Below are 20931 nucleotides of genomic sequence, written 5' to 3'. Positions count from 1 at the left end.
ACGCGGGGGCTGTTGATCATGGGGTGGACGACTGTGGAGCAACAGGGGGACGGTGCATGCTGCTGATCGCGGTGCTGCTGGTCATAGTGGCACTGGCCGGAGGGGCCGCCGTCGTCCTGGCACGCAGGCGAACGACCCTGGACGCCGCCGGAGTCGCCAAGGCCCTCGGCGCCGCCGCCGAGCGGCTCGCGGCCGGCAAGGCCCCCCAGGCCCGCCGCCGCTACGCCCGACTGGCCCGCCAACTCGCCACCGGGCCCGAGGAACTGAGCGCCCAGCGCGGCCTCGCCCTGCTCGGCCAGGCCGAGGCCACCATCCCCACCGGTGACCAGCAGGCCACCCTGGCCCTGTACCGCGAGGCCTTCCCGCTGCTCACCGACCCGGCCCGGCAACTGCCCCGGTGGAGCCTGCGCCGCCTCGCCGAGGAGCGCCTCCAGGCCCCGGACGGCGACCTCGGACCGCTGCTCGCCCTGCTCCAGGCCACCGCCGGCGGCGCCGAACCCGGCGAGGAGGCCGAGACCGCCGACCGCGCCCGGCAGTGGCTGCAGCAGCTGTGCCGCGACGGCAGCCCCGAACAGCGCGACCGGGCCACCGCCGGTGCCCTCGCCGCCCTGCCCGGCCAGGACTGGCCGGTGCTCGCCCGGGCCGCCCTGCTGCGCGCCACCGGCCGCGCCGAGGAGACCGAGCCGCTGCTCGCCGCCGCGGCCCCCGGCGGCAGCGGCGAACTCTGGTTCCGCTGGGGCGCCCAGCTGTTCACCCTGCACCGGGACGAACCGGCCGTCGCCGCCTTCGACGAGGCGCTGCGCCGCAGCCCCGGCGACCCCGGACTCTGGGGGCGCGGCCCGGCGCTGCGCACCGACAGCCTGCTCTTCCGCGGCCTCGCCCGGCAGCGGCTCGGCGCCACCGACGCCGCCTGGGCCGACCTCGCGGCCGCCGCCACCGAGACCCCCGGCGACCCGCGCCCGCGCTACGCCCTCGGCCGGCTCGCCCTGCTGCTCGGCGCCGACGACCAGGCCCGGGAGCAGTTCACCGCCGCGCTGACCGTCCAACCCTCCTACGCCCCGGCCCGGTTCGGCCTCGCGCTGGTCCACGAGCGTGCCGAGCGGCACGCCGAGGCCGCCGCCGACTACCGGGCCGGCCTCGGCCAGGCCCCCGACTGGCGCCCCGCCCGGGTCCGGCTCGGCGCCGCCCTGACCGCCGCCGGCCAGGCCGCCGAGGCCGAGCCGGTCCTGCGCGCCGAGGCCGACACCGAACCCGGCTCCCGCTGGAGCCGGATCGCCGCCTACCACCACGGCCTCGCCCTCGCCCGCACCGACGACCCGGCCGGCGCCCTGGCCCGCTGGGAACCCCTGGACGACCCCGAACTCCACGACCGCCAGGCCCTCGTCCGCGACCGGCTCGCCCGCACCCGGCTGGCCACCGACCCGACCGCCGCCCGCGAACTGTGGCAGCGGGCCGCCGCCGAGCACCCCGCCGCCGCCGGCTACCGCGCCGCGCTGCGCGAGGCCGCCCTGCGCGAGGCCGCCCACCTGCTGGTCACCGGACGCGACCGCGCCGAGGCGCGCGAGCGGGCCACAGCCGCGCTCGCCCTGGCCGACACCCTGCCCGGCGCGCTCACCCACCGGCAGTCCCGGCTGCGCGCGGCCCTCGCCCTGGCCGAGGGCGCCACCGACCGGCTCACCACGCTGCTCGACCCCGCCGCCGGGCTCCGCGACCGCTACCACCTGGCCACCGTCGCCCTGCTGGCGGGCCGTCCGGTCCAGACCATCGCCCTGCTCGGCCCGCTCGACCCCGATCCGGCCGGCGACCCGGCCCTCGCCCGGCTGCGCGCCCTGCTCGCCGAACGGGCCGGCAACTGGGCCACCGCGCTGGAGTGGTACGGCCATTTCCTCTCCGCCCCCGCCCCCGCCGCCGACCCGGTAGGGGACTGCACCGCCTGCGCCCGACCCGCCACCGGCGCCTGCGGCGGCTGCGGCCGCGAGGCCTGCGCCGAGCACCTGCACGCCCCTGCGGACGCCGGCTCCCCGCGCTGCATACGCTGCGCCGGCCCCGCGCTGAGCGCCGTCCTGGACTGCGCCCGCCGGGCCGGCACCCCCGAACAGGCCGAACCCGTCCTGGCGGCCTGGGCCGAGGCGCTCGGCGACAGCCCCGCCGCCGCCCCCGTACGGCTCGACCTCGCCCTGCTGCGCGCCGAACTCGGCCGCCTCGACGAGGCCTTGGCCGAGCTGCCGGCCGACGCCGTCACCGCCCGGTCCGCCGTCCTGGTCCGCCGGGCCGTCACCGCCCTCGCCGCCGACCGGCCCGGACGGGCGGCCGGCGACCTGCGCCAGGCCCTCGACCTCGTCCCCGACCACCCCCAGGCGGCCGCCGCGCTGGTGCTGCTCGGCGAGCACGAGGCCCACCAGCACGCCGTCGAGGGCCGGCCCGGCGAGGCCTTCCGGGGCTACCGCGAACTGCTGCTCAAGGACCCGGCCCACCCCCGGCTGCTGCACGCCGTCGGCCTGGCCGGATACCGCTTCGCCGCCTCGGCCGCCGCCGAACCGGCGGCCGACGGCCAGGACGGCAAGGTCAGTCCCGACGGCCAGGTCAGCCAGGGCGGCAAGGTCAGCCAGGTCACTCCGGACGGCCAGAACGGCCAGGACGGCCCCGACGAGCAGGTCTGGGCCTGGACGCTCGGCTGCCTGGTCGCCGCCCTGCACGGCGAGGAGCTGTGGGCCGAGACCGCCCGGATCACCGGCCGCGAGGCCGAACCCCAGCGGACGGCCGCCGCCCGCACCGCGGTCATCGACCGGCTGCGCGAGGACCTGCGCGCCGTCGACCGCGCCGCCGGGCGCACCGGCGACGAGACCACCGCCTGGACGCTGCGCCTGGGCATGGAGGCCCACGCCGCGGACGCCTTCGCCCAGGAGGACGTCCGGATCACCCTGCCCGGCCGCCCCGCGCGCCGCCTGGTGGTCGGCCCCACCCTGGACGGGCTGCTGCGCGCCGCGCCGGAGACCCCCGGCTGGGGCGAGGCCTACCAGCAGGCCGTCGGGGCCTGGCGGCGGGCGGCGGGCCCCGGCACGCCCGCGCTCGGCCGCGCCCTCGGCCTGTTCGGCGCGCTCGGCCCGCAGCAGTACCTGCACCTCCAGGGCCGGCAGGCGGCCGCCGTCGCCGCGCTGGACGCGGTCGCCGAGGGTGCCCGCGGCGCGGCCTGGCAGTCGCTGCTCGGCGCGTCGCTGGTCAGCCAGGCCCGCGAGCACCACCGCAACCAGGACTGGCCCGAGGCGCTGGCGTGCCTCACCCGGGCCCGGACCGTCCCCGGGGTGGTGTTGCCCGCCGACGTGGCCCGGATCGCCGCCGAGTCCGGCGTCCGGGCGGCCCGCGCGCTGCTGAAGAGCACCGTGGACGATCAGCAGGGTGCGGCCGATCTGCTGGAGCGGGCCTTCGAGTTGGCCCCGGACGACCCGGAGGTGCGGGGCGACCTCGGCGCGACCTACGCCCAGTGGGCCCGCAAGATCAACAACGAGGAGAAGGACTACCCGCGGGCCATCGCCCTGCTGGACAAGAGCCTCGACCTCAACCCCGGCGACCCGACCGCCCGGCACTTCCTGCGCGCCGCGCTCGGCAACCGGGCCGGCCAGCTCAGCCGCGTCGACGCCTCCGACGAGGAACTGCTGGAGTCCGTCGAGCTGTGGCAGCAGCTGATCGAGCTCGACGACGACCCGGAGAACCGCCGCGGCCTGGCCTTCGTCCTGCGCCAGCTCTCCCGCTCGGCCGCCTTCGCCGACGACAGCAACCTCGCCATCCGGCGGATGGCCAGTGCCCTGGACGTCGACCCGGACTGGGAGGGCGACTACACCCGGGCCGGCACCGAGGCGATGCGCCGGATCTCGGTGATGCTCGCCAACCACGTCATCGACCACATGCAGAACAGCACCTTCCAGGCCCAGGCCGCCATGCTCCAGAAGGCCAAGTCCTACGACAACTCGCCCGAGATCCGCGGTCTGATGGTCAGCGTCTGGCGCAGCCGGGCGATCTCGTTCTACGAGGAGCGCCGCTACGCCGAGGCGATCACCCTGCTGCGGGAGGCGCTCGACCTGGCCGCCACGCCGGAGGACACCGCCAAGCTCAAGAGCGAACTCGGCATCGTGCTCAGCTCCTTCGCCGTCGCCCGGGCCAACGCCGGCAACTACCTGGAGGCCCAGGGGGCGGTCGAGCTGGCCCTCCAGCACAATCCCCACGACCGCGAGCTGCGCGCCCTGGCGGGCCGCATCAACAACCTCGGCCGCCGCCGCTGACCGGCCCGGCCCGGCAACCGCCGGGCCGCCGTCCTCGTCGTAGTCGGTGCGCGCGCCGCCCGCCGGGCCCGCGTCCCGCCCGCGCCAACCCCCTTGCCCCGTCCGAGTCGTGAGGAGAGAGACCGCCCGTCATGCCACTGCACGAACCGTCGCCGTACGAGGTCCTGGGCATCCCGCTCACGGCCGGGGTGCGCGAGATCAACCTCTCGGTCGGGAAGGCGCTGAAGGCGGGCCGCTACAGCCGCCAGCAGATCCAGGACGCCGCCGCGCTGCTGCGCAACCCGGACCGGCGGCTGGAGGTCGACCTCCAGCAGCCGCTGCCGCCCGAGCCGGTCGACCAGGCCGCCGAACTGCTGGCCCCCGCGCTGGCCGAACCGCTGCTGGTGGTCGAGCGCCCCGGCCCGCCCTCCGCCGCCGACCTGCTCGCCCTCCACCGGGCCGAGGTCGCGGCCGACTTCGCCGAACCCGCGCCCGGTGGCGCCGATCCCGAACCGCCCGTCCCCGCCCGCTACGCGGCCGACCTGTCCGTGCTGCCGCAGATCGAGGTCCCGGAATGACCGACGCACCGACCGCATCCCCGCTCACCGGCCACCGGCGACTGGAGGTCCCGCCGGGCGTCGAGTCCGTCGACCTGGAGGCCAAGTTCACCCAACTGCTCTTCCGGGCATCACTGTTGGGCAACAAGCTGACCGAGCAGAAGCAGCAGGCCCGGGCCGCGCAGCGTGAACTGCTGGGCGTCCTGGTCGAGGTGGACGACGCGCTGGCCGCCCTCGGGCTGGACCGGGAGCTGGTCGCCCACGGCCGCGGCGCCGGGCTGGAGGCCACCCGTCGGCGGCTGCTCGGCCGGCTCGCCAAGGCCGGGGTGCGGCCGATGCGGCTGGAGGGGCTGGCGGCGGACCCGGCGCTCACCGAGATCGTCGGCACCGAGGTACGGCCGGGGGTGGCGCCGGAGACGGTGGTGCAGACGGTGGTGACCGGGTTCTTCTGGGAGCAGGAGGTGCTGCGCCGGGCCCAGGTGGTGGTCGCCGCACCGGAGTCCGCGCAGCCGCCGGCCGAGGACCCGCGGCTCGCGGTGCTCGGGTATCCGGAAGCCGCCGGACCGGAGCCGGCCTCGGAGCCGGCCGAGGGGTCGGTCGAGGAGCCGGCGGAGGCCGAGGAGCCGGCGGAGGCCGAGGAAGCGGTGAAGGCGGAGGAAGCGGAGCAGCCCGAGGAGGCCGCGGGGCCCGCGGAGCCGGAGGAGCCGGCGGCCGTCCCGGGCGAGGCTCCGGCCAGGCCGGTCCCGCCCCGGGCCCGGCGGGCGGCCAGGGCGGCGGCGTCGGGCCGGCCGGCCAAGCGGGCCAAGCGCAAGAAGTAGCCAGGACCACGAGGGGCAAGAGGGGAACGACATGTACCGCACACTCGGCATCGACCTGGGCACCACCAACTCCGTGGTGGCCCACCTGCGCCGGGGCGCGCCGGAGATCATCTTCAACCGGCAGAACCAGGAGGCCACACCCTCCGTGGTCGGCAGCGGCCGCAAGGGCGAGCTGCTGGTCGGCTCCACCGCGCGCAGCCGGATCGCCATCGACGGCGCCAACGTGATCCGCTCGGTCAAGCGCTTCATGGGCCGCAAGTTCAAGGACCCGCAGGTGCAGGCGGCGCTCAAGGACATCGACTACAAGGTCACCGCGGGCACCGACGGTGACGTCAACGTCTGGTTCAACGGTCGCTCCTACACCCCGATCGAGATCTCCGCGATCATCCTGCACCGGCTCAAGGAGGACGCCGAGCAGCGCATCGGCGAGCCCTTCCACCGGGCCGTCATCACCGTCCCCGCGTACTTCGGCGAGCGGCAGGTCGCGGCCACCCAGGAGGCGGGCCGGATGGCCGGCCTGCACGTGCTGCGGATCATCAACGAGCCGACCGCCGCCTCGCTGGCGTACGGGCTCACCACCGACGCCGGCGACGAGGGCCGCACCGTCCTGGTGTACGACCTCGGCGGCGGCACCTTTGACATCTCCATCCTGCTGCTGGTGCCCGGTTCGGTCTCGGTGCTCGGTATCGAGGGCGACAACCTGCTCGGCGGCGACGACTTCGACCGGGCGATCACCAGCGCCCTCCTGGAGGACATCCGCGAGGAGTACGGCTCCGACTACCAGCCGGACCTGCGGGACCGTCCGAAGATCGCCTCCACCGCCGAGACGGTCAAGATCGAGCTCTCCAACCAGCGGGCCTCCGAGGTCATCCTGCCCGGCCTGGGTGCCGGACAGCTGGTGCTGGAGACGGAGTTCGACCGGGCCCGCTTCGAGGAGCTGATCGAGGCCCAGATCGAGCGGACCATCGAGTTGACCCACAAGGCGATCATGCAGGCCAACCTGACCGTCGGGGACATCGACGAGGTGGTGCTGGTCGGCGGCTCGACCGCGATCCCGCTGGTGGAGCGGCGGCTCGGCGAGGTGTTCGGCACCCGCCGGATCAAGCGCGGCGTCAACCCGATGCAGTGCGTGGCGCTCGGCGCGGCCGTGCAGTCCGCCCTGGTCGGCGAGGTGGAGTGCCCCGAGTGCCGGGCCCCCGGCGACCTCTCGGCCTCCAACTGCGCCAACTGCGCGACCTCCCTGCTCGGCGGCGACCGGGTGTCCTGCCCGACCTGCCACGTCCCGGTGGACGCCGCGGCCGCCGAGTGCACCAAGTGCGGTCAGTCGATGGCCGGTTCGGGCGCCGCAGGGTCGGGGGCGACCATCCCCCGGCAGTCCCAGACCAGCACCGCGCTGCGCAGCGACAACTGCCCGCAGTGCGGCACCCCGGCCGCCCCCGGCGTCACCGCCTGCGAGCTGTGCGGCGAGCCGCTCAACTCGGCCGCCCCGGGCAACACCAGGGTGGCCTCCACCGCCGCCGAGGACGTCGGCCTGCGCTGCGGCTCCTGCTCGGTGGTCAACCCGCCGGGCAGTGAAGTCTGCTCGGGCTGTGGGGAGTTGATGCAGGTCACCAACCCCTTCGACATCACCCCGAAGAACCTGGGGATCGAGCTCAACGACGGCCGGCTGGCCGTCATCATCCCCAAGAACACCAGCTACCCGACCAGTTCGCCGGTCAGCCGGGAGTTCGTGGTCTCCGGCAGCGGCCGCCAGCGGCTGGAGATCGCGGTCTACGAGGGCGAGCACGAGATCGCCCAGCAGAACGAGCTGATCGGCCACCTCACCCTGCGCCTGCCCGAGGGCCTCGGCGGCCGCACCGGGGTGGAGGTCGCCTTCGGCCTGGACCGGGACCGCACCATCACGCTGTCGGTCCGGATCCAGGGCGGCGGCGAGAAGACCGTCAAGCTGGAGCGGGTCAGCCTCGACCCCGAGCTGAAGGTGCAGGTCGAGGAGCAGCAGCGGCAGATCGAGTCCTTCACCGACCGCTGGGGCGGCGAGCTGACCGAGGCCGAGATGCGCGAGGCCCAGCGGCTGATGGACGCCCTGGACGACCTGGCGGCCGGCCAGACCCGCGGCCAGTCGGTGGACGAGGCGCTGGAGAAGGCGCAGCGCCAGCTCAAGGCCCAGCGCTGGGTGCGCGGCTCGGAGGCGTACCTGAGCCTGTTCATCCACTACTGCGAGAAGCACCTGGACCCGAGCGACCTCGACCGGCTGCGCTCGGTGGCCGCCGAGCTGCGGCTGCGCCGGGAGGCGGCCGACTGGGAGGGCGCGATGCGCGCGGCCCAGAAGGCGGACGAGCTGTGCGACGCGCTCGGCCACACCTTCCGGATGCTCACCATGTGCAACGTCTACGTCAGCCAGAACATGATCTCTCCGGCCCTGGCCCAGCGGATCATGGCGGAGCTGCGCGGGCTGGACGAGGCGGTGGAGGCGCCCAACATGGAGGCGGTCAACACCCACATGTCGAACCTGCTGGCCCTGTACGCGCAGGCGCAGCGGGAGCTGGGCAGCGAGCCGGCCGCCGAGTCGCTCGGCCCGGTCCGTCCGGAGGAGGCCGGTCCGCGATGACCACCGAGACCCTGCCCGGGAGCCTGCCCGGGGCCCTGCCCGAGGTGCAGTGCCCGCTCTGCAAGGTGCCGGCGGACCGGCAGTCGCTGGGCTGCCCGTCCTGCCGCGAGGACCTCAGCGTGCTGTTCCGGCTGCGTTACGCCGCTCGGATCGACTACAACCGGGCGCTGGACGCCCTGGCGGCCGGGGACGGGCCGCTCGCGCTGGGGCTGCTGCACCGCGCGGTGGCGGCCGAGCCGGGGCTGGAACCGGCCCGGGAGCTGCTGGAATCACTGAGCGTGGCCGGGGCCGCCGGAGCCGGCCACGGGACGGCGCCCGGGGCGGGGGAGGGCGACACGCCCTCCGAATGACCAATTCGGCCGCTCCCGGCCTGCCGTCGCGTTCCATCGGTGCGAGTGTGATCGTCACACGGAGTTCCGCCTCCCTCTCAAGGAGTGACGCAATGCGTATTCGCACCACCCTCGCCGCCACCGCGCTCGCCGCGGTGGCCGTGCTCGCCGGTGCAGGTACCGCCGCGGCCGACGCGACCGCCAACGGTGCCGCCATCGGTTCGCCCGGTGTGCTCTCCGGCAACGTGATCCAGGTCCCGATCCACATCCCGATCAACATCTGCGGGAACTCGATCGACCTGATCGGCATCGCGAACCCGGCCTTCGGCAACACCTGCATCAACGCCTGACCCGCGCGCCGGGGCCGTCCGTCGAACCCGACGGGCGGCCCCGGCGCCGTGTCCGTACCCCCGTTCGGGGGTGGCGGCGCGGGCCCGGGGCCGCGACCATGGACCCCTGTCCCGCACCGCCGCACCCAGGAGCCAGCCCGTGCCGACACCGCCCGCCCAGCGCAGCTACGCCTCCGGAACCGCGGACGTCCCGCTGCTGGGCGACACCATCGGGGAGAACCTGGACCGCGCGGTGCGCGCCTTCCCCGACCGGGACGCCCTGGTCGACCGCCCCACCGCCCGCCGCTGGACGTACGCCCGACTCGCCGCCGACGTCGACGCGCTGGCCCTCGGCCTGCTGGGGCTCGGGATCGCCAAGGGCGACCGGGTCGGCATCTGGGCCCCCAACTGCGCCGAGTGGACACTCACCCAGTACGCCACCGCCAAGCTCGGCGCCATCCTGGTCACCGTCAACCCGGCCTACCGGGCGCACGAGCTGGAGTACGTGCTGAACCAGGCCGGGATCCGGCTGCTGGTCGCCGCCGAGCGCTTCAAGACCTCCGACTACGCCGGGATGATCGGTGAAGTCCGGCCGCGCTGCCCGCAGTTGGAGCGGGTCCTGCTGTTCGGCAGCCCCGCCTGGGAGGACGCACTGGCGGCCGGCCGGGCCGCCGACCCCGCCCTGCTGGCCGCCCGCCAGGGCGAGTTGGCCCCGGACGACCCGATCAACATCCAGTACACCTCGGGCACCACCGGCTTCCCCAAGGGCGCCACCCTCTCGCACCACAACATCCTCAACAACGGCTACTTCGTAGGCGAGTTGCTGGACTACACCGAGCAGGACCGGATCTGCATCCCGGTGCCCTTCTACCACTGCTTCGGCATGGTCATGGGCAACCTCGCGGCCACCTCGCACGGCGCCTGCATGGTCATCCCGGCGCCCTCCTTCGAGCCCGGCGCCACCCTGGCCGCCGTCGCCGCCGAGCGCTGCACCTCGCTGTACGGCGTGCCGACGATGTTCATCGCCGAACTCGCCGACCCGGACTTCGCCCGCTACGACCTCACCGCCCTGCGCACCGGCATCATGGCCGGCTCGCCCTGCCCGACCGAGGTGATGAAGGAGGTCATCGAGCGGATGGGCATGGCCGAGGTGTCCATCTGCTACGGCATGACCGAGACCTCGCCGGTCTCCACCCAGACCCGCACCGACGACCCGGTGGAGCGCCGGGTCGCCACCGTCGGCCGGGTCGGCCCCCACCTGGAGGTCAAGGTCGTCGACCCGGCCACCGGCCGTACCGTCCCGCGCGGCGAGCCCGGCGAGCTGTGCACCCGCGGCTACTCCGTGATGCTCGGCTACTGGGAGGAGCCCGAGCGCACCGCGGAGGCCGTCGACGCGGCCCGCTGGATGCACACCGGCGACCTCGCCGTGATGGACGAGGACGGCTACCTCGCGATCACCGGTCGGATCAAGGACATGGTGATCCGCGGCGGTGAGAACCTCTACCCGCGCGAGATCGAGGAGTTCCTGTACACCCACCCGGACGTCCTCGACGTGCAGGTGATCGGCGTCCCGGACGCCAAGTACGGCGAGGAGCTGATGGCCTGGATCCGGATGCGCGAGGGCGCCGAGCCGCTCACCGCCGAGGCCGTGGCCGCCTACTGCGCCGGGCGGCTGGCCCACTTCAAGGTCCCGCGCTACGTGCACGTGGTCGAGGAGTTCCCGATGACCGTCACCGGCAAGATCCGCAAGGTCGAGATGCGCGAGATGGCGGTCCGGATCCTCGGCCTCTGACGGCGGCCTCCGACCCGCGGGCGGGTCGGAGGAGGCGCACCTCGCCGGGGCTCAGGCGCCGGTGAGGCGCTCGGAGACGGCGCGGAGGATCGGGGCCTGGTGGTGGATCAGGTAGAAGTGGCCGCCGGGGTAGATGTCGAGGGAGAAGGCGCCGGTGGTGTGGTCGGCCCAGGCGGCCGCCTCGTCCTCGGTGACCATCGGGTCCTCGGTGCCGGCGAGCACGTGCACGGGGCAGTTCAGCTCGGGGCCGGGCCGGTACCGGTAGGTCTCGGCCGCCTTGTAGTCGTTCCGGATGGCGGGCAGCGCCATCCGCAGCAGCTCCTCGTCGCCGAGCACCTGTTCGTCGGTGCCGCTGAGTTCCCGGAGCTTCGCGATCAGTTCGCCGTCGTCGCCGAGGTGGACGGTGCCGCCCTCGCGGAGGCGGGAGGGCGCGGGCCGGGCCGAGACGAAGAGCGCGCTCGGCACCGTGCCGGCCTCCTCGAAGCGGCGGGCCAGTTCGAAGGCGAGGCTGGCGCCCATGCTGTGGCCGAAGAACGCCACCGGCCCGTCCGTGTTCCGCCGGAGCACGGGCAGGAGCTGGTCGGCGAGCTCGTCGATCGACTCGACCAGCGGCTCCGAGCGGCGGTCCTGTCGACCCGGGTACTGGACCGCCAGCACGTCGCAACGGGGGGCCAGCGCACGGGACATGGGGAAGTAGAAGGTGGCGCTGCCGCCCGCGTGGGGGAGGCAGACGAGGGTCGGCGCGCCGGGATCGGCCTGGTGGTAGCGGCGTATCCAGAGCTGGTCGGTGGCGACGGTGGTCGTCATGGGGTGGTGCTGTCCTTCCGTGGTGCGCCTGGCCGGCGCGGGTGCTTCGGTGGGGATCCGCGGATCCGGGATCGTCAGCGCGGGTCCTCGGCCGTGATCTCCGCGTAGCGGTGGCGGAGTTCGGCCAGGACGGGGTGATCCGTCGCAAAAGGTACGGCGCCGATGGCGGAGATCGGCCGGACACCGACGGCGGCGTTGGTGGCGAACGCCGCTTCCATGGACGGAAGGTCGTCCAGCGTCACGGTTCGTGACACGAAGCTGTCATGAGCCTCGGTCAGCAGCGACTCGGTCACGCCGGGCAGGTGCTCCGCCCGCGGCCAGACCAGCCGGCGGCCGTCGAAGAAGCCCACGTTCCAGGTGGCTCCCTCGGAGATCCCCAGCTCGTCACCGTGGAACAACGCGTCGTCGAAGCCGTCGAGTTGGGCCGCGCGGCGCAGGTGCAGGCTGTCGAAGAGCCCGGTGTGCTTCACCCCGGCCACCTGGCGCAGGTGCCTGACGGGCCGGACGCGCAGCGGTCCCTGCGGAAGTTCCGGTGCGGGACGGGTGGTGACGAGGATCCGAGGGGAGGTCGGACCGGCCGGGTGAGTGAGAATCAGGTCCGGATCGAAAACGGTGATCCGGGCGACGACGTCGTTCTCATCACCCGTCAGATCCAGTGCGTGGAGCAGTTCTTGACGAACGTGTTCCACGTCCAGTTCGGTGCCGAAAACGGTCCGGCAGTCCCGGGCCAGTCGGGCGAAATGCAGGGCGAGTCCGCGTATTGCGCCGCCCTCGACGCGCATGGTCGTGAAATGGCCGTAACCGACCAGTGCGAGCGAAGTGATCTCGTCGACACCCACCTGTCGCCCATCGAGCTCTTTCATGGCGCACAGTGTCCCACCTGCGAGGTTTCCGACGTGAGTGATGATCATCACTCCCCGGTAGGGCATTGTCGCGGGCCGTGAACTCTGGCAGGATCACGACCGCTCGCCGATGAGTAACCGTCACCGGTGTCGGCGTTATCTCAGACTGGAACCGGGGGGGCCGTCAGTTGATCGAGAAGTTCGAGCGCGCAGCCGAGGAAGCTGGTTTCGTTCTCGACGCCTCACAGATCGCCGCGGCCGAGCGGCTTTCCGCACTGGCCGCCGAGTTGTCCGGCCGCCGCCGTTTCTTCGGCGGAAAGCAGCCGCGCGGCATCTACGTATGGGGGCCGGTCGGGCGCGGCAAGAGCTGGCTGACCGGAGTCTTCTACGAGGCGCTGCCGGTGCGGAACAAGCGCCGGGTGCACTTCCACGAGTTCTTCCGCGAGTTCCACGCCGTCTACGCCCGGCACCGCAAGGAGCGGAACGCGTGCGACCTGGCCGTCGCCGAGCTGCTGAGCGACTGCCGGCTGCTGTTCTTCGACGAGTTCCACGTGCACGACCCGGGCGACGCCATGATGATGGGCCGCGTCCTGGCCTCGCTGTTCGACCAGAAGGTCACCCTGGTGACCACCTCGAACTACCCGCCCGACGGCCTGCTGCCGAACCCGGTCTACCACCACATGTTCGAGCCGACCATCAAACTTCTCGAAGACAACCTGGACGTCCTGGAGGTCGCGGGCCCGCAGGACTACCGCGCGGAGAGCACCGCCGGAGCGGCCCGTTCGCAGTTCCAGCGCGGGGCCTACATCTGGCCCGGCACCGAGCAGCAGCTGCGCGAGGCCGGACTCGAACCGCCGACCGACGGCGAGCGGCAGCGGATCGACATCGGCGGCCGGGACCTGGTGGCCCGCGCCGTGCGCGACGACCTCGTCTGGTTCGACTTCCACGAGCTGTGCGACGAACGCACCTCGACCATCGACTACCTGGGCCTGGCCGACCGGTTCGGCACCTGGGTGCTCTCCGGGCTGCCGGAGCTGACGTCCGGCAGCAGGGACTCGGCGCAGCGCTTCGCCAACCTGGTCGACGTCCTGTGCGACCGGGACGCGAAGTTCTACCTCGTCGCCGACGGCCCCCTGGCCGACTGCCTGCGGGGCGCCGCCCTGCCCATCGACATCAACCGGACCGCCAGTCGCCTCATGCTCCTTCCGGGCTCCGCCACGCCGGAAGCGACGCAGGCGACCAGACAGGCGTGAACGAGGTCCGGACGGCGGTCCGAGGCCGCCGTCCGGCTGTGGCGATTCCGTAGAAGGAGCAAGACCATGGCGGCTGAAGAGAAGCTGCGCGACTATCTGAAGCGGGCGACCGCCGAGCTTCGCAACGTCCGACAGCAGCTCCAGGAGGCGGAGGACTCCGCCCACGAGCCCATCGCGATCGTCGGGATGAGCTGCCGGTACCCGGGCGGGGTCGGTTCGCCGGAGGACCTGTGGCGACTGGTCGCCGACGGCACCGACGCGATCTCGCCCTTCCCGCGCGACCGAGGCTGGGACACCGAGGGCATCTACGACCCGGACCCCGAGCGGGCCGGACACACCTACACGCGGGAAGGCGGATTCCTGCGGGGTGTGACCGAGTTCGACGCCGAGTTCTTCGGGATCAACCGGCGCGAGGCCCTCGCGATGGACCCGCAGCAGCGGCTCCTGCTGGAGACCGCGTGGGAGGCCGTGGAGCGCGCCGGCATCGACGCGGCGACGCTGCGCGGCAGCCGCACCGGGGTCTTCGCCGCCGTGATGTACCACGACTACGAGGGCCTGCTCGAAGGCCAGGACGAGCTCGCCGGCTACGTCATCAACGGCAGCGCCGGCAGCATCGCCTCCGGGCGCATCGCGTACACCTTCGGCTTCGAGGGTCCGGCGCTGACCGTCGACACCGCCTGCTCCTCCTCCCTCGTCACCCTGCACCTCGCGGCGCAGGCGCTGCGGCGGGGCGAGTGCACCCTGGCCCTGGCCGGTGGGGCCACGGTGATGTCGACGCCCGCGTCGTTCATCGAGTTCAGCCGGCAGCGCTCACTCGCACCCGACGGACGCTGCAAGGCCTTCGCGGCCGCGGCCGACGGTACGGGCTGGGGCGAGGGCGTCGGCATGCTGCTGCTGGAGCGGCTCTCCGACGCCCGGCGCAACGGCCATCCCGTCCTCGCGGTGGTCCGGGGGTCGGCGGTGAACCAGGACGGCGCGAGCAACGGTCTCACGGCGCCCAACGGCCCCTCCCAGCAGCGGGTGATCCGCCAGGCGCTGGAGAACGCGCGACTGCGGTCCGACGAGATCGACGCCGTCGAGGCGCACGGCACGGGCACCTCCCTCGGAGACCCCATCGAGGCCCAGTCCCTCCTCGCCACCTACGGGCAGGAGCGCGCCTCGGACCAGCACCTGTGGCTCGGTTCGCTGAAGTCGAACATCGGCCACAGCCAGGCCGCCGCGGGCGTCGGCGGCGTCATCAAGATGGTCATGGCGATGCGGCACGGCGTCCTGCCGAAGTCCCTGCACTGCGCCGAGCCGACCGGGCACGTCGACTGGTCCTCCGGTGCCGTCCGGCTGCTCACCGAGGCCAGGCCCTGGCCGGAGACCGGGCGGCCCCGGCGCGCCGCCGTGTCCTCCTTCGGGATCAGCGGCACCAATGCCCACGCCATCCTCGAACAGGAACCGGCGGCCGTCGAGGCGGAGCCGGCGTCCGCGCCCGAGGAGGCGCCGCGGGCCACGGCCGCCGCCCTCGCCGAGGCGCCGCCGGTGGTCCCGCTGCTGCTGTCCGGCAGGTCGGCGGACGCCCTCCGGGCGCAGGCCGAGCGGCTGCGGGAGAGCATCGAGGCGCAGCCGTCCGCCGACCCGGCGGACATCGCGGCCGCGCTGCTGCGCCACCGCTCCTCCTTCGAGCACCGGGCGGTCGTCCTCGGCCGGGACCGGCAGTCCCTGCTGCGGGAACTGACCGCCCTCGCCGAGGGCGCGCCGACCGTACCGCGGGGGATCGCCCCGGCCGGTGCCCGGCCGGTGTTCGTCTTCCCCGGCCAGGGCTCGCAGTGGACCGGCATGGCGCTCGAACTCCTCGACTCCTCACCGGTCTTCGCCGCCCGCATCGCGGAGTGCGAGCGGGCGTTCGCCCCGTACCTCGACTGGTCGCCGACCGGGGTGCTGCGCGGAGCCGAGGGCACGCCCTCGCTGGACCGGGTGGACGTGCTCCAGCCCGCGCTGTTCGCCGTGATGCTGGGTCTGGCCGAGGTGTGGCGGGCCTGCGGGGTCGAGCCCGCCGCGGTCGTCGGCCACAGCCAGGGCGAGGTCGCCGCGGCGGTGGTGGCCGGGGCGCTCTCGCTGCCCGACGCGGCCCGGATCGTGGCCCTGCGCAGCCAGGCCCTGCTCGAACTGTCCGGCACCAGCGGCATGCTGTCCGTGGCGCTCTCGGCCCGGGCGGTCGAGGAGCGGCTGCGGCCCTGGGACGAGCAGCTCTCCGTCGCCGCCGTCAACGGGCCGCACTCGGTGGTGGTCTCCGGCGACAGCGGAGCGCTGGAGGAGTTCCGGCTCGCGCTGGAGGCCCACGGGACGTGGGTCCGGCGCATCCCGGGAGTGGACACGCCCGGGCACTCGGCCCGCATCGACGAGGTCCGCGAGCGCATGCTGGCCGCCCTCGCCGAGACCGCGCCGAGCGCCTCGGACGTCCCGTTCTACTCCACCGTCACCGGTGGCCCGCTCGGCACCGAGGAGCTCGACGCCGGGTACTGGTACCGCAACATGCGCCAGACCGTCCTGCTGGAGCCGGCGACCCGGGCGCTCGTCGCCGACGGGTACGCGCACTTCCTGGAGATCAGCCCGCACCCCGTCCTGCACGTCGGGATCAGGGAGACCTGCGAGGCGGCCGGCAGCCAGGCCTTCCTGGGGGAGACCCTGCGGCGCACGGACGGTGGCCCGCAGCGGCTGCTCAACTCGCTCGCCCAGGCCTGGATCCACGGCCTCGCGCCGGACTGGAGCGTCGCGCTCGGCGACCGCCGGCCGCAGCCGGTTCAGCTGCCCACCTACCCGTTCCAGCGGGCGCGGCTGTGGCCGCAGGCCCGGCAGGGCCGGACGGACGCCGACTCGCTCGGCCTGCGCAACGCCGACAACCCGCTGCTGGGCGCCGGCGTGCCGCTGCCGGAGACGGACGGCTTCCTCTTCACCGGGCGCCTGTCCCGTGGCAGCCACGCCTGGCTCGCCGACCACGCGCTGGCCGGCACCGTGCTGCTGCCGGGCACGGCCTTCCTCGAACTCGCCCTGCACGCCGGCCGGCTGCTCGACTGCGGACAGGTCGACGAGCTGCTGCTGGAGAACCCGCTGCTGCTGCCCGAACAGGGCGGCGTCCAGGTGCAGTTGACGGTCGCGGCGCCCGACGCCTCGGGCCGCCGTACGGTGCAGGTGTACGCCCGCCCGGACGCGCCGGAGGCCTTCGCGGTCGGCGAGCCGTGGACCCGGCACGCCATCGGCGTCCTCGCCCCCGCAGCGGCCGGGATCCCGGTGCCGCTGGGCAGTTGGCCGCCCGAGGAGGCGACCGAAGTCGAGGTCGGCGACGTCTACGAGCGCTTCGCGGCGGCCGGTTTCGAGTACGGTCCCGCCTTCCGGGGGATCCGGGCCGCCTGGCGCCGGGGCGACGAGGTCTTCGCGGAGGTCGCGCTGCCCGAGCAACTCCGGGCGGACGCCACGGGGTTCGGCATTCACCCGGCGCTGCTCGACGCGGTGCTGCAGACCATTCCGCTGGGCGCGCTGGCCGGCCCGGACGGCGGGATCGAGCACGGCCGGATGCCGTTCGCCTGGCACGGCGTCGCGCTGCACGCCGCCGGCGCGACCGCGCTGCGAGTCCGTCTCGCCCCGGTCGGCGAGGAGGCCGTCACGATCCGGGTCGCCGACCAGTCGGGGCTTCCGGTCGCGACCGTGAAGTCCCTGGCGCTGCGCCCGGTGAAGACGGAACAGCTCGCGGCGGCGGCCCGACGGGCCGACTCGCTCTTCCGGCTGAGCTGGGAGCGGACGGCAGCCCCCAGAGCCGCGGCAGCGCAGGCGTGGACCGTGCTCGGTGCCGGCACCCCCGGTCCGGAGGGCGCCGAACGGCTGGACGGCATCGCGCGGTTGCGCGCGGCGCTCGATGCGGGAAGCGACGTCCCCGCCGTCGTCCTGGCCTCGGTTGAGGCGACCGCGGTGCGCGCCGCGGCGACCGCCGCGCTGGAACTCCTCCAGGCCTGGCTCGCCGAGCCGCGGCTGGCGGGCTCGCGGCTGGTGCTGCTCACCCGGGGTGCCGTCGCGCTCCCCGGTGACCCGGCACCCGACCTCGCCCAGGCCGCCGTACTGGGTCTGGTCCGTTCCGCCCAGTCGGAGAACCCGGGCCGCTTCTCGCTGGTCGACACGGACGGCGACCAGGCCTCGCGCCGGGCGCTGGCCGCGGCCCTGGCCACCGACGAGCCCCAACTCGCGCTCCGCAAGGGCGAGCTGCACGCCCCCCGGCTGGCCCGCGCGCCCCGTGCCGACCTGGACGGGCCGGCCTTCGGCCCGGACGGCACGGTGCTGGTGACCGGCGGCACCGGCGCGCTGGGTCGCGCCGTCGCCCGCAGCCTGGTCGCCGAGCACGGCGTGCGGCACCTGCTGCTGGTCAGCAGGAGCGGAGCGGCCGGCGAGCTCCCGGAGGAACTCGCCGCCCTGGGCGCCTCGGTGACCGTCGCGGCCTGCGACGTCGCGGACCGTGCGGCCCTGGCCGCGCTGCTGGACTCCGTCCCCGAGGAGCACCCGCTCACCGGGGTGGTGCACACGGCGGCCGTCCTGGACGACGGGATCGTGCAGTCGCTCACCGCGGAGCAGTTCGACACGGTGCTGCGTCCCAAGGTGGACGCGGCGTTGTACCTGGACGAACTGACCAGGGACCTGGACCTGTCGGCCTTCGTGCTCTACTCCTCGGCCGCCGCCCTGTTCGGCGCCCCCGGCCAGGGCAACTACTCCGCCGCCAACGCCGTCCTGGACGCCCTGGCGCAGCGCCGCCGGGCCGAGGGCCGGCCGGCGGTGTCCCTCGCCTGGGGCCTGTGGGCCGAGGCGAGCGGGATGACCGGCCACCTGGACGGCGCGGGCATCGCCCGGATCGAACGGGACGGGCTGCGGGCGCTGTCGACCGCGGAGGGCCTGGAGCTGTTCGCGGCCGCGCTCGGTCACGAGGAGGCGGTACTCGTACCGTTCCGGGTGGACCTGCGGGAGCTGCGCGCGCAGGCGCCGGGCGGTGTCGTCCCGCACCTGTTCCGGGGCCTGCTGCCGGCGCCGGTGCGCCGGGACGCTCCGGTCGCGGCGGCCGAGGCCTCGCTGCCGCGGCAGCTCGCCGCGGTGCCGGCGGCCGAGCGCGGGCGGATCCTGGCCGATCTGGTCCGCACCAACGCGGCCGCCGTGCTCGGTCTGGCCGACGGTCAACTGGTCGACGACAGCCGCGGGTTCTTCGACCTGGGACTGGACTCGCTGACCGCGGTCCAACTGCGCAACCGGCTGGGCGCCGCGGTCGGGGTGACCCTGCCCACCACGCTGGTCTTCGACTACCCGACGCCGACGGCGCTGAGCGAGTACCTGCTCGGGGAGTTGGCGATCGAGGAGGCGCCGCTGCCGCTCGTCGGTGAGCTGGACGGAATCGAGACGGCGCTGCGGGCCGTGGTCGCGGACGGCGACGAGGAGGTGCGCGGGAAGCTGTACGAGCGGCTCCAGGAACTCGCCCGGATCTGTGCGGCTCCGGCCGCCGCCGGAGCCTCCGCCGGAGCCTCCGCCGGTGCGGACCCGGGTTCCGGCGCGGGTTCCGACGCGGGCCTGGAGTCGGCCTCGGCGGACGACATCTTCGCGTTCATCCAGCAGGAGTTCGGCAAGGCCTGACCGATGTCCTGACCGAAGTCCTGACCGATGTCCTGACCGGCGCCCTGAAAGCCGCCCGAAAAAAGCGGCGGAAATGCGAAAGGCCGTTGGTCTCCGAATTCGGAGACCAACGGCCTTGTCCGACGCCTGGTCAGTTCTTGTGCAGGCGTACCGGGAGGGTTTCCAGACCCTGCATCATGAAGCTCTTCCGCCACTTCAATTCGGAGTCCGGCACGGCCAGCTCCAGGTCGGGGAAGCGGCCCAGCAGGTGACGCAGGGCGATCTCCATCTCCAGGCGGGCCAGCGGGGCGCCGACGCAGTAGTGGATGCCGTGCCCGAAGCCCAGGTGTCCGGCGGTGGAGCGGGTGACGTCGAGCTGGTGGGGGCAGCCGAACTGGGCGCCGTCCCGGTTCGCCGCGCCCAGCAGGACGGAGACGTACTCGCCGGTGCCGATCGTCACGCCGCCGAGCTCGAAGGGCTCGGTGGCGAAGCGCAGCGTCGCACGGTTGCCGGGGCCCTCGTAGCGGAGGAACTCCTCGTTGGCGGCCGGGATCCCGCTCGGGTCCCGGCGCAGCGCGGCGAGCTGCTCCGGGTGGTTGAGCAGGGCCCGCAGGCCGTGGCCGATCATGTTGACCGTGGTCTCGTAACCCGCCACCACCAGCAGGAACACGGTGGAGACCAGCTCGATGTCGGAGAGCTTGTCCTCCTCGTCCCTGGCGTGGATCAGCGCGCTGACCAGGTCGTCGGCCGGCTGGGCGCGCTTGAGCTGGATCATCTCCCCGATGTGCTGGCCGAACCGGGCCATGTTCGGGCCCGCGTTCTCGTTGTCGTTGGACATGATCGCGCCGGTCAGCCCGGTCAGGACCGGGAAGTGCTCCTCGCTGATGCCGAGCAGGTGCCCGAGCACCCGGACGGGGAACTGCGCCGTGTACTCCTCGACCAGGTCGACGACGCCGCCCTCGGCGGCGGCCTTCTGCTCGGCGGCGTCCAGGAGTTCGGTGCTGATCGCCTCGATGGTCGGCTCCAGCTTCCGCACGTTGCGGGCCGTCAGGGCCTTGTTTACGAGCTTGCGCAGCCGGGTGTGGTCCGGCGGGTCCATGTTGAGCATGTGCCGGCCCACCGAGCTGTGCTCCAGCCGCGGAGTACCGCCCTCGGACATCTCCCGGTCGAAGTAGCCGAGTTGGACCGAGGTGTCGATGTCCTTGGACAGCGCCGGGTGCGAGAGCGCGACGCGGGCCTCCTCGTAGTTGACGACGGCCCAGACCTTGAGGCCGCTCGGCAGCAGCATCCGGTGCACCGACCCCTTGCTCTGCAGGGCGTCGTAGGCCGGATAGGGGTTGCTCAGGAACTCCTCATCCATGATCGGCAGGGACACGGAAACTCCTAAATCAGAGAAGTTGTGGATTTCGCAAATGTCCGGTGCGCGATGCGTCACCGGGATCGATTGGCGAGCGTACAGGCCGGACGGCGGATCTGACAGTGGGTAACTATGCCGCCTGGATATCTGACATGGCGTCATTCTTTGTGGTGGGGGGAGAAAACGACGGCCGGTGTGACGCTCGCAACAAGGCCATTGATCTCGGCCTTCCCCCTCCTATATCGTCGCCGACGAAAGATCATCAGCTCTACGCGATGCTGTACGGGGGAACGCGCTCAAGAGGGCCTTTCTTCGTGCTGCCCCGGAGTCATCGGGCCGAGTCGCGTCCTTTTCTGAT

General features: G+C 73.7%; 11 protein-coding genes and 1 pseudogene. 9 read left to right on the top strand and 3 right to left on the bottom strand.

Annotated features, from left to right (window positions below):
• The first annotated feature begins 56 nt into the window (after nucleotides 1-56).
• The 7 genes from ACZ47G_RS32640 to ACZ47G_RS32610 all read left to right on the top strand — a co-directional run bounded on the left by ACZ47G_RS32640 (nucleotide 57) and on the right by ACZ47G_RS32610 (nucleotide 10689).
• Nucleotides 57-4277 carry a hypothetical protein gene (locus tag ACZ47G_RS32640; protein WP_465748938.1) on the top strand — a complete coding sequence of 1407 codons (4221 nt, stop codon included), beginning with the start codon at nucleotides 57-59 and terminating at the stop codon, nucleotides 4275-4277.
• A 131-nt stretch (nucleotides 4278-4408) separates the two neighbouring features.
• Nucleotides 4409-4834, top strand: coding sequence for a hypothetical protein (locus tag ACZ47G_RS32635; protein ID WP_465748936.1), 426 nt, complete (start codon nucleotides 4409-4411; stop codon nucleotides 4832-4834).
• Nucleotides 4831-5631 (top strand): nucleotide exchange factor GrpE, encoded by an 801-nt coding sequence (locus tag ACZ47G_RS32630; RefSeq protein ID WP_465748934.1) that lies wholly within the window; start codon nucleotides 4831-4833, stop codon nucleotides 5629-5631. The genes ACZ47G_RS32635 and ACZ47G_RS32630 overlap by 4 nt, the downstream gene beginning before the upstream one ends.
• A gap of 31 nt (nucleotides 5632-5662) precedes the next feature.
• Complete coding sequence (locus ACZ47G_RS32625; protein ID WP_465748932.1) at nucleotides 5663-8239, top strand: Hsp70 family protein; 2577 nt, start codon at nucleotides 5663-5665, stop codon at nucleotides 8237-8239.
• Nucleotides 8236-8589, top strand: coding sequence for a hypothetical protein (locus ACZ47G_RS32620; RefSeq protein ID WP_465748930.1), 354 nt, complete (start codon nucleotides 8236-8238; stop codon nucleotides 8587-8589). The genes ACZ47G_RS32625 and ACZ47G_RS32620 overlap by 4 nt, the downstream gene beginning before the upstream one ends.
• A gap of 92 nt (nucleotides 8590-8681) precedes the next feature.
• On the top strand, nucleotides 8682-8918 hold the full coding sequence (locus tag ACZ47G_RS32615; protein WP_380462829.1) for a chaplin: 237 nt from the start codon (nucleotides 8682-8684) through the stop codon (nucleotides 8916-8918).
• 139 nt (nucleotides 8919-9057) lie between these two features.
• Nucleotides 9058-10689 (top strand): AMP-binding protein, encoded by a 1632-nt coding sequence (locus tag ACZ47G_RS32610; RefSeq protein ID WP_465748928.1) that lies wholly within the window; start codon nucleotides 9058-9060, stop codon nucleotides 10687-10689.
• 51 nt (nucleotides 10690-10740) lie between these two features.
• Here the strand turns inward: ACZ47G_RS32610 and ACZ47G_RS32605 are convergent, their stop codons facing one another.
• On the bottom strand, nucleotides 10741-11496 hold the full coding sequence (locus ACZ47G_RS32605; RefSeq protein WP_465748926.1) for a thioesterase II family protein: 756 nt from the start codon (nucleotides 11494-11496) through the stop codon (nucleotides 10741-10743).
• A gap of 74 nt (nucleotides 11497-11570) precedes the next feature.
• Nucleotides 11571-12359 (bottom strand): aminotransferase class IV, encoded by a 789-nt coding sequence (locus ACZ47G_RS32600; RefSeq protein ID WP_465748924.1) that lies wholly within the window; start codon nucleotides 12357-12359, stop codon nucleotides 11571-11573.
• Nucleotides 12360-12526: 167 nt separating this feature from the next.
• Between ACZ47G_RS32600 and zapE the strand changes: the two genes are divergently transcribed.
• Complete coding sequence (gene zapE, locus ACZ47G_RS32595) at nucleotides 12527-13591, top strand: cell division protein ZapE (protein WP_465748922.1); 1065 nt, start codon at nucleotides 12527-12529, stop codon at nucleotides 13589-13591.
• A gap of 66 nt (nucleotides 13592-13657) precedes the next feature.
• Nucleotides 13658-19237: pseudogene (locus ACZ47G_RS32590) on the top strand (type I polyketide synthase); the annotation flags it as partial.
• A 130-nt stretch (nucleotides 19238-19367) separates the two neighbouring features.
• On the opposite strand, the gene ACZ47G_RS32585 reads toward ACZ47G_RS32590, so the two are convergent.
• Nucleotides 19368-20591 carry a cytochrome P450 family protein gene (locus tag ACZ47G_RS32585; protein WP_465748920.1) on the bottom strand — a complete coding sequence of 408 codons (1224 nt, stop codon included), beginning with the start codon at nucleotides 20589-20591 and terminating at the stop codon, nucleotides 19368-19370.
• Between the last annotated feature and the right edge of the window lie 340 nt (nucleotides 20592-20931).

The sequence above is a fragment of the Kitasatospora sp. NPDC030952 genome (genome assembly GCF_055571335.1).
Note: the sequence above shows the minus strand (reverse complement) of the source record. Positions and strands in the feature narration are given on the sequence as shown.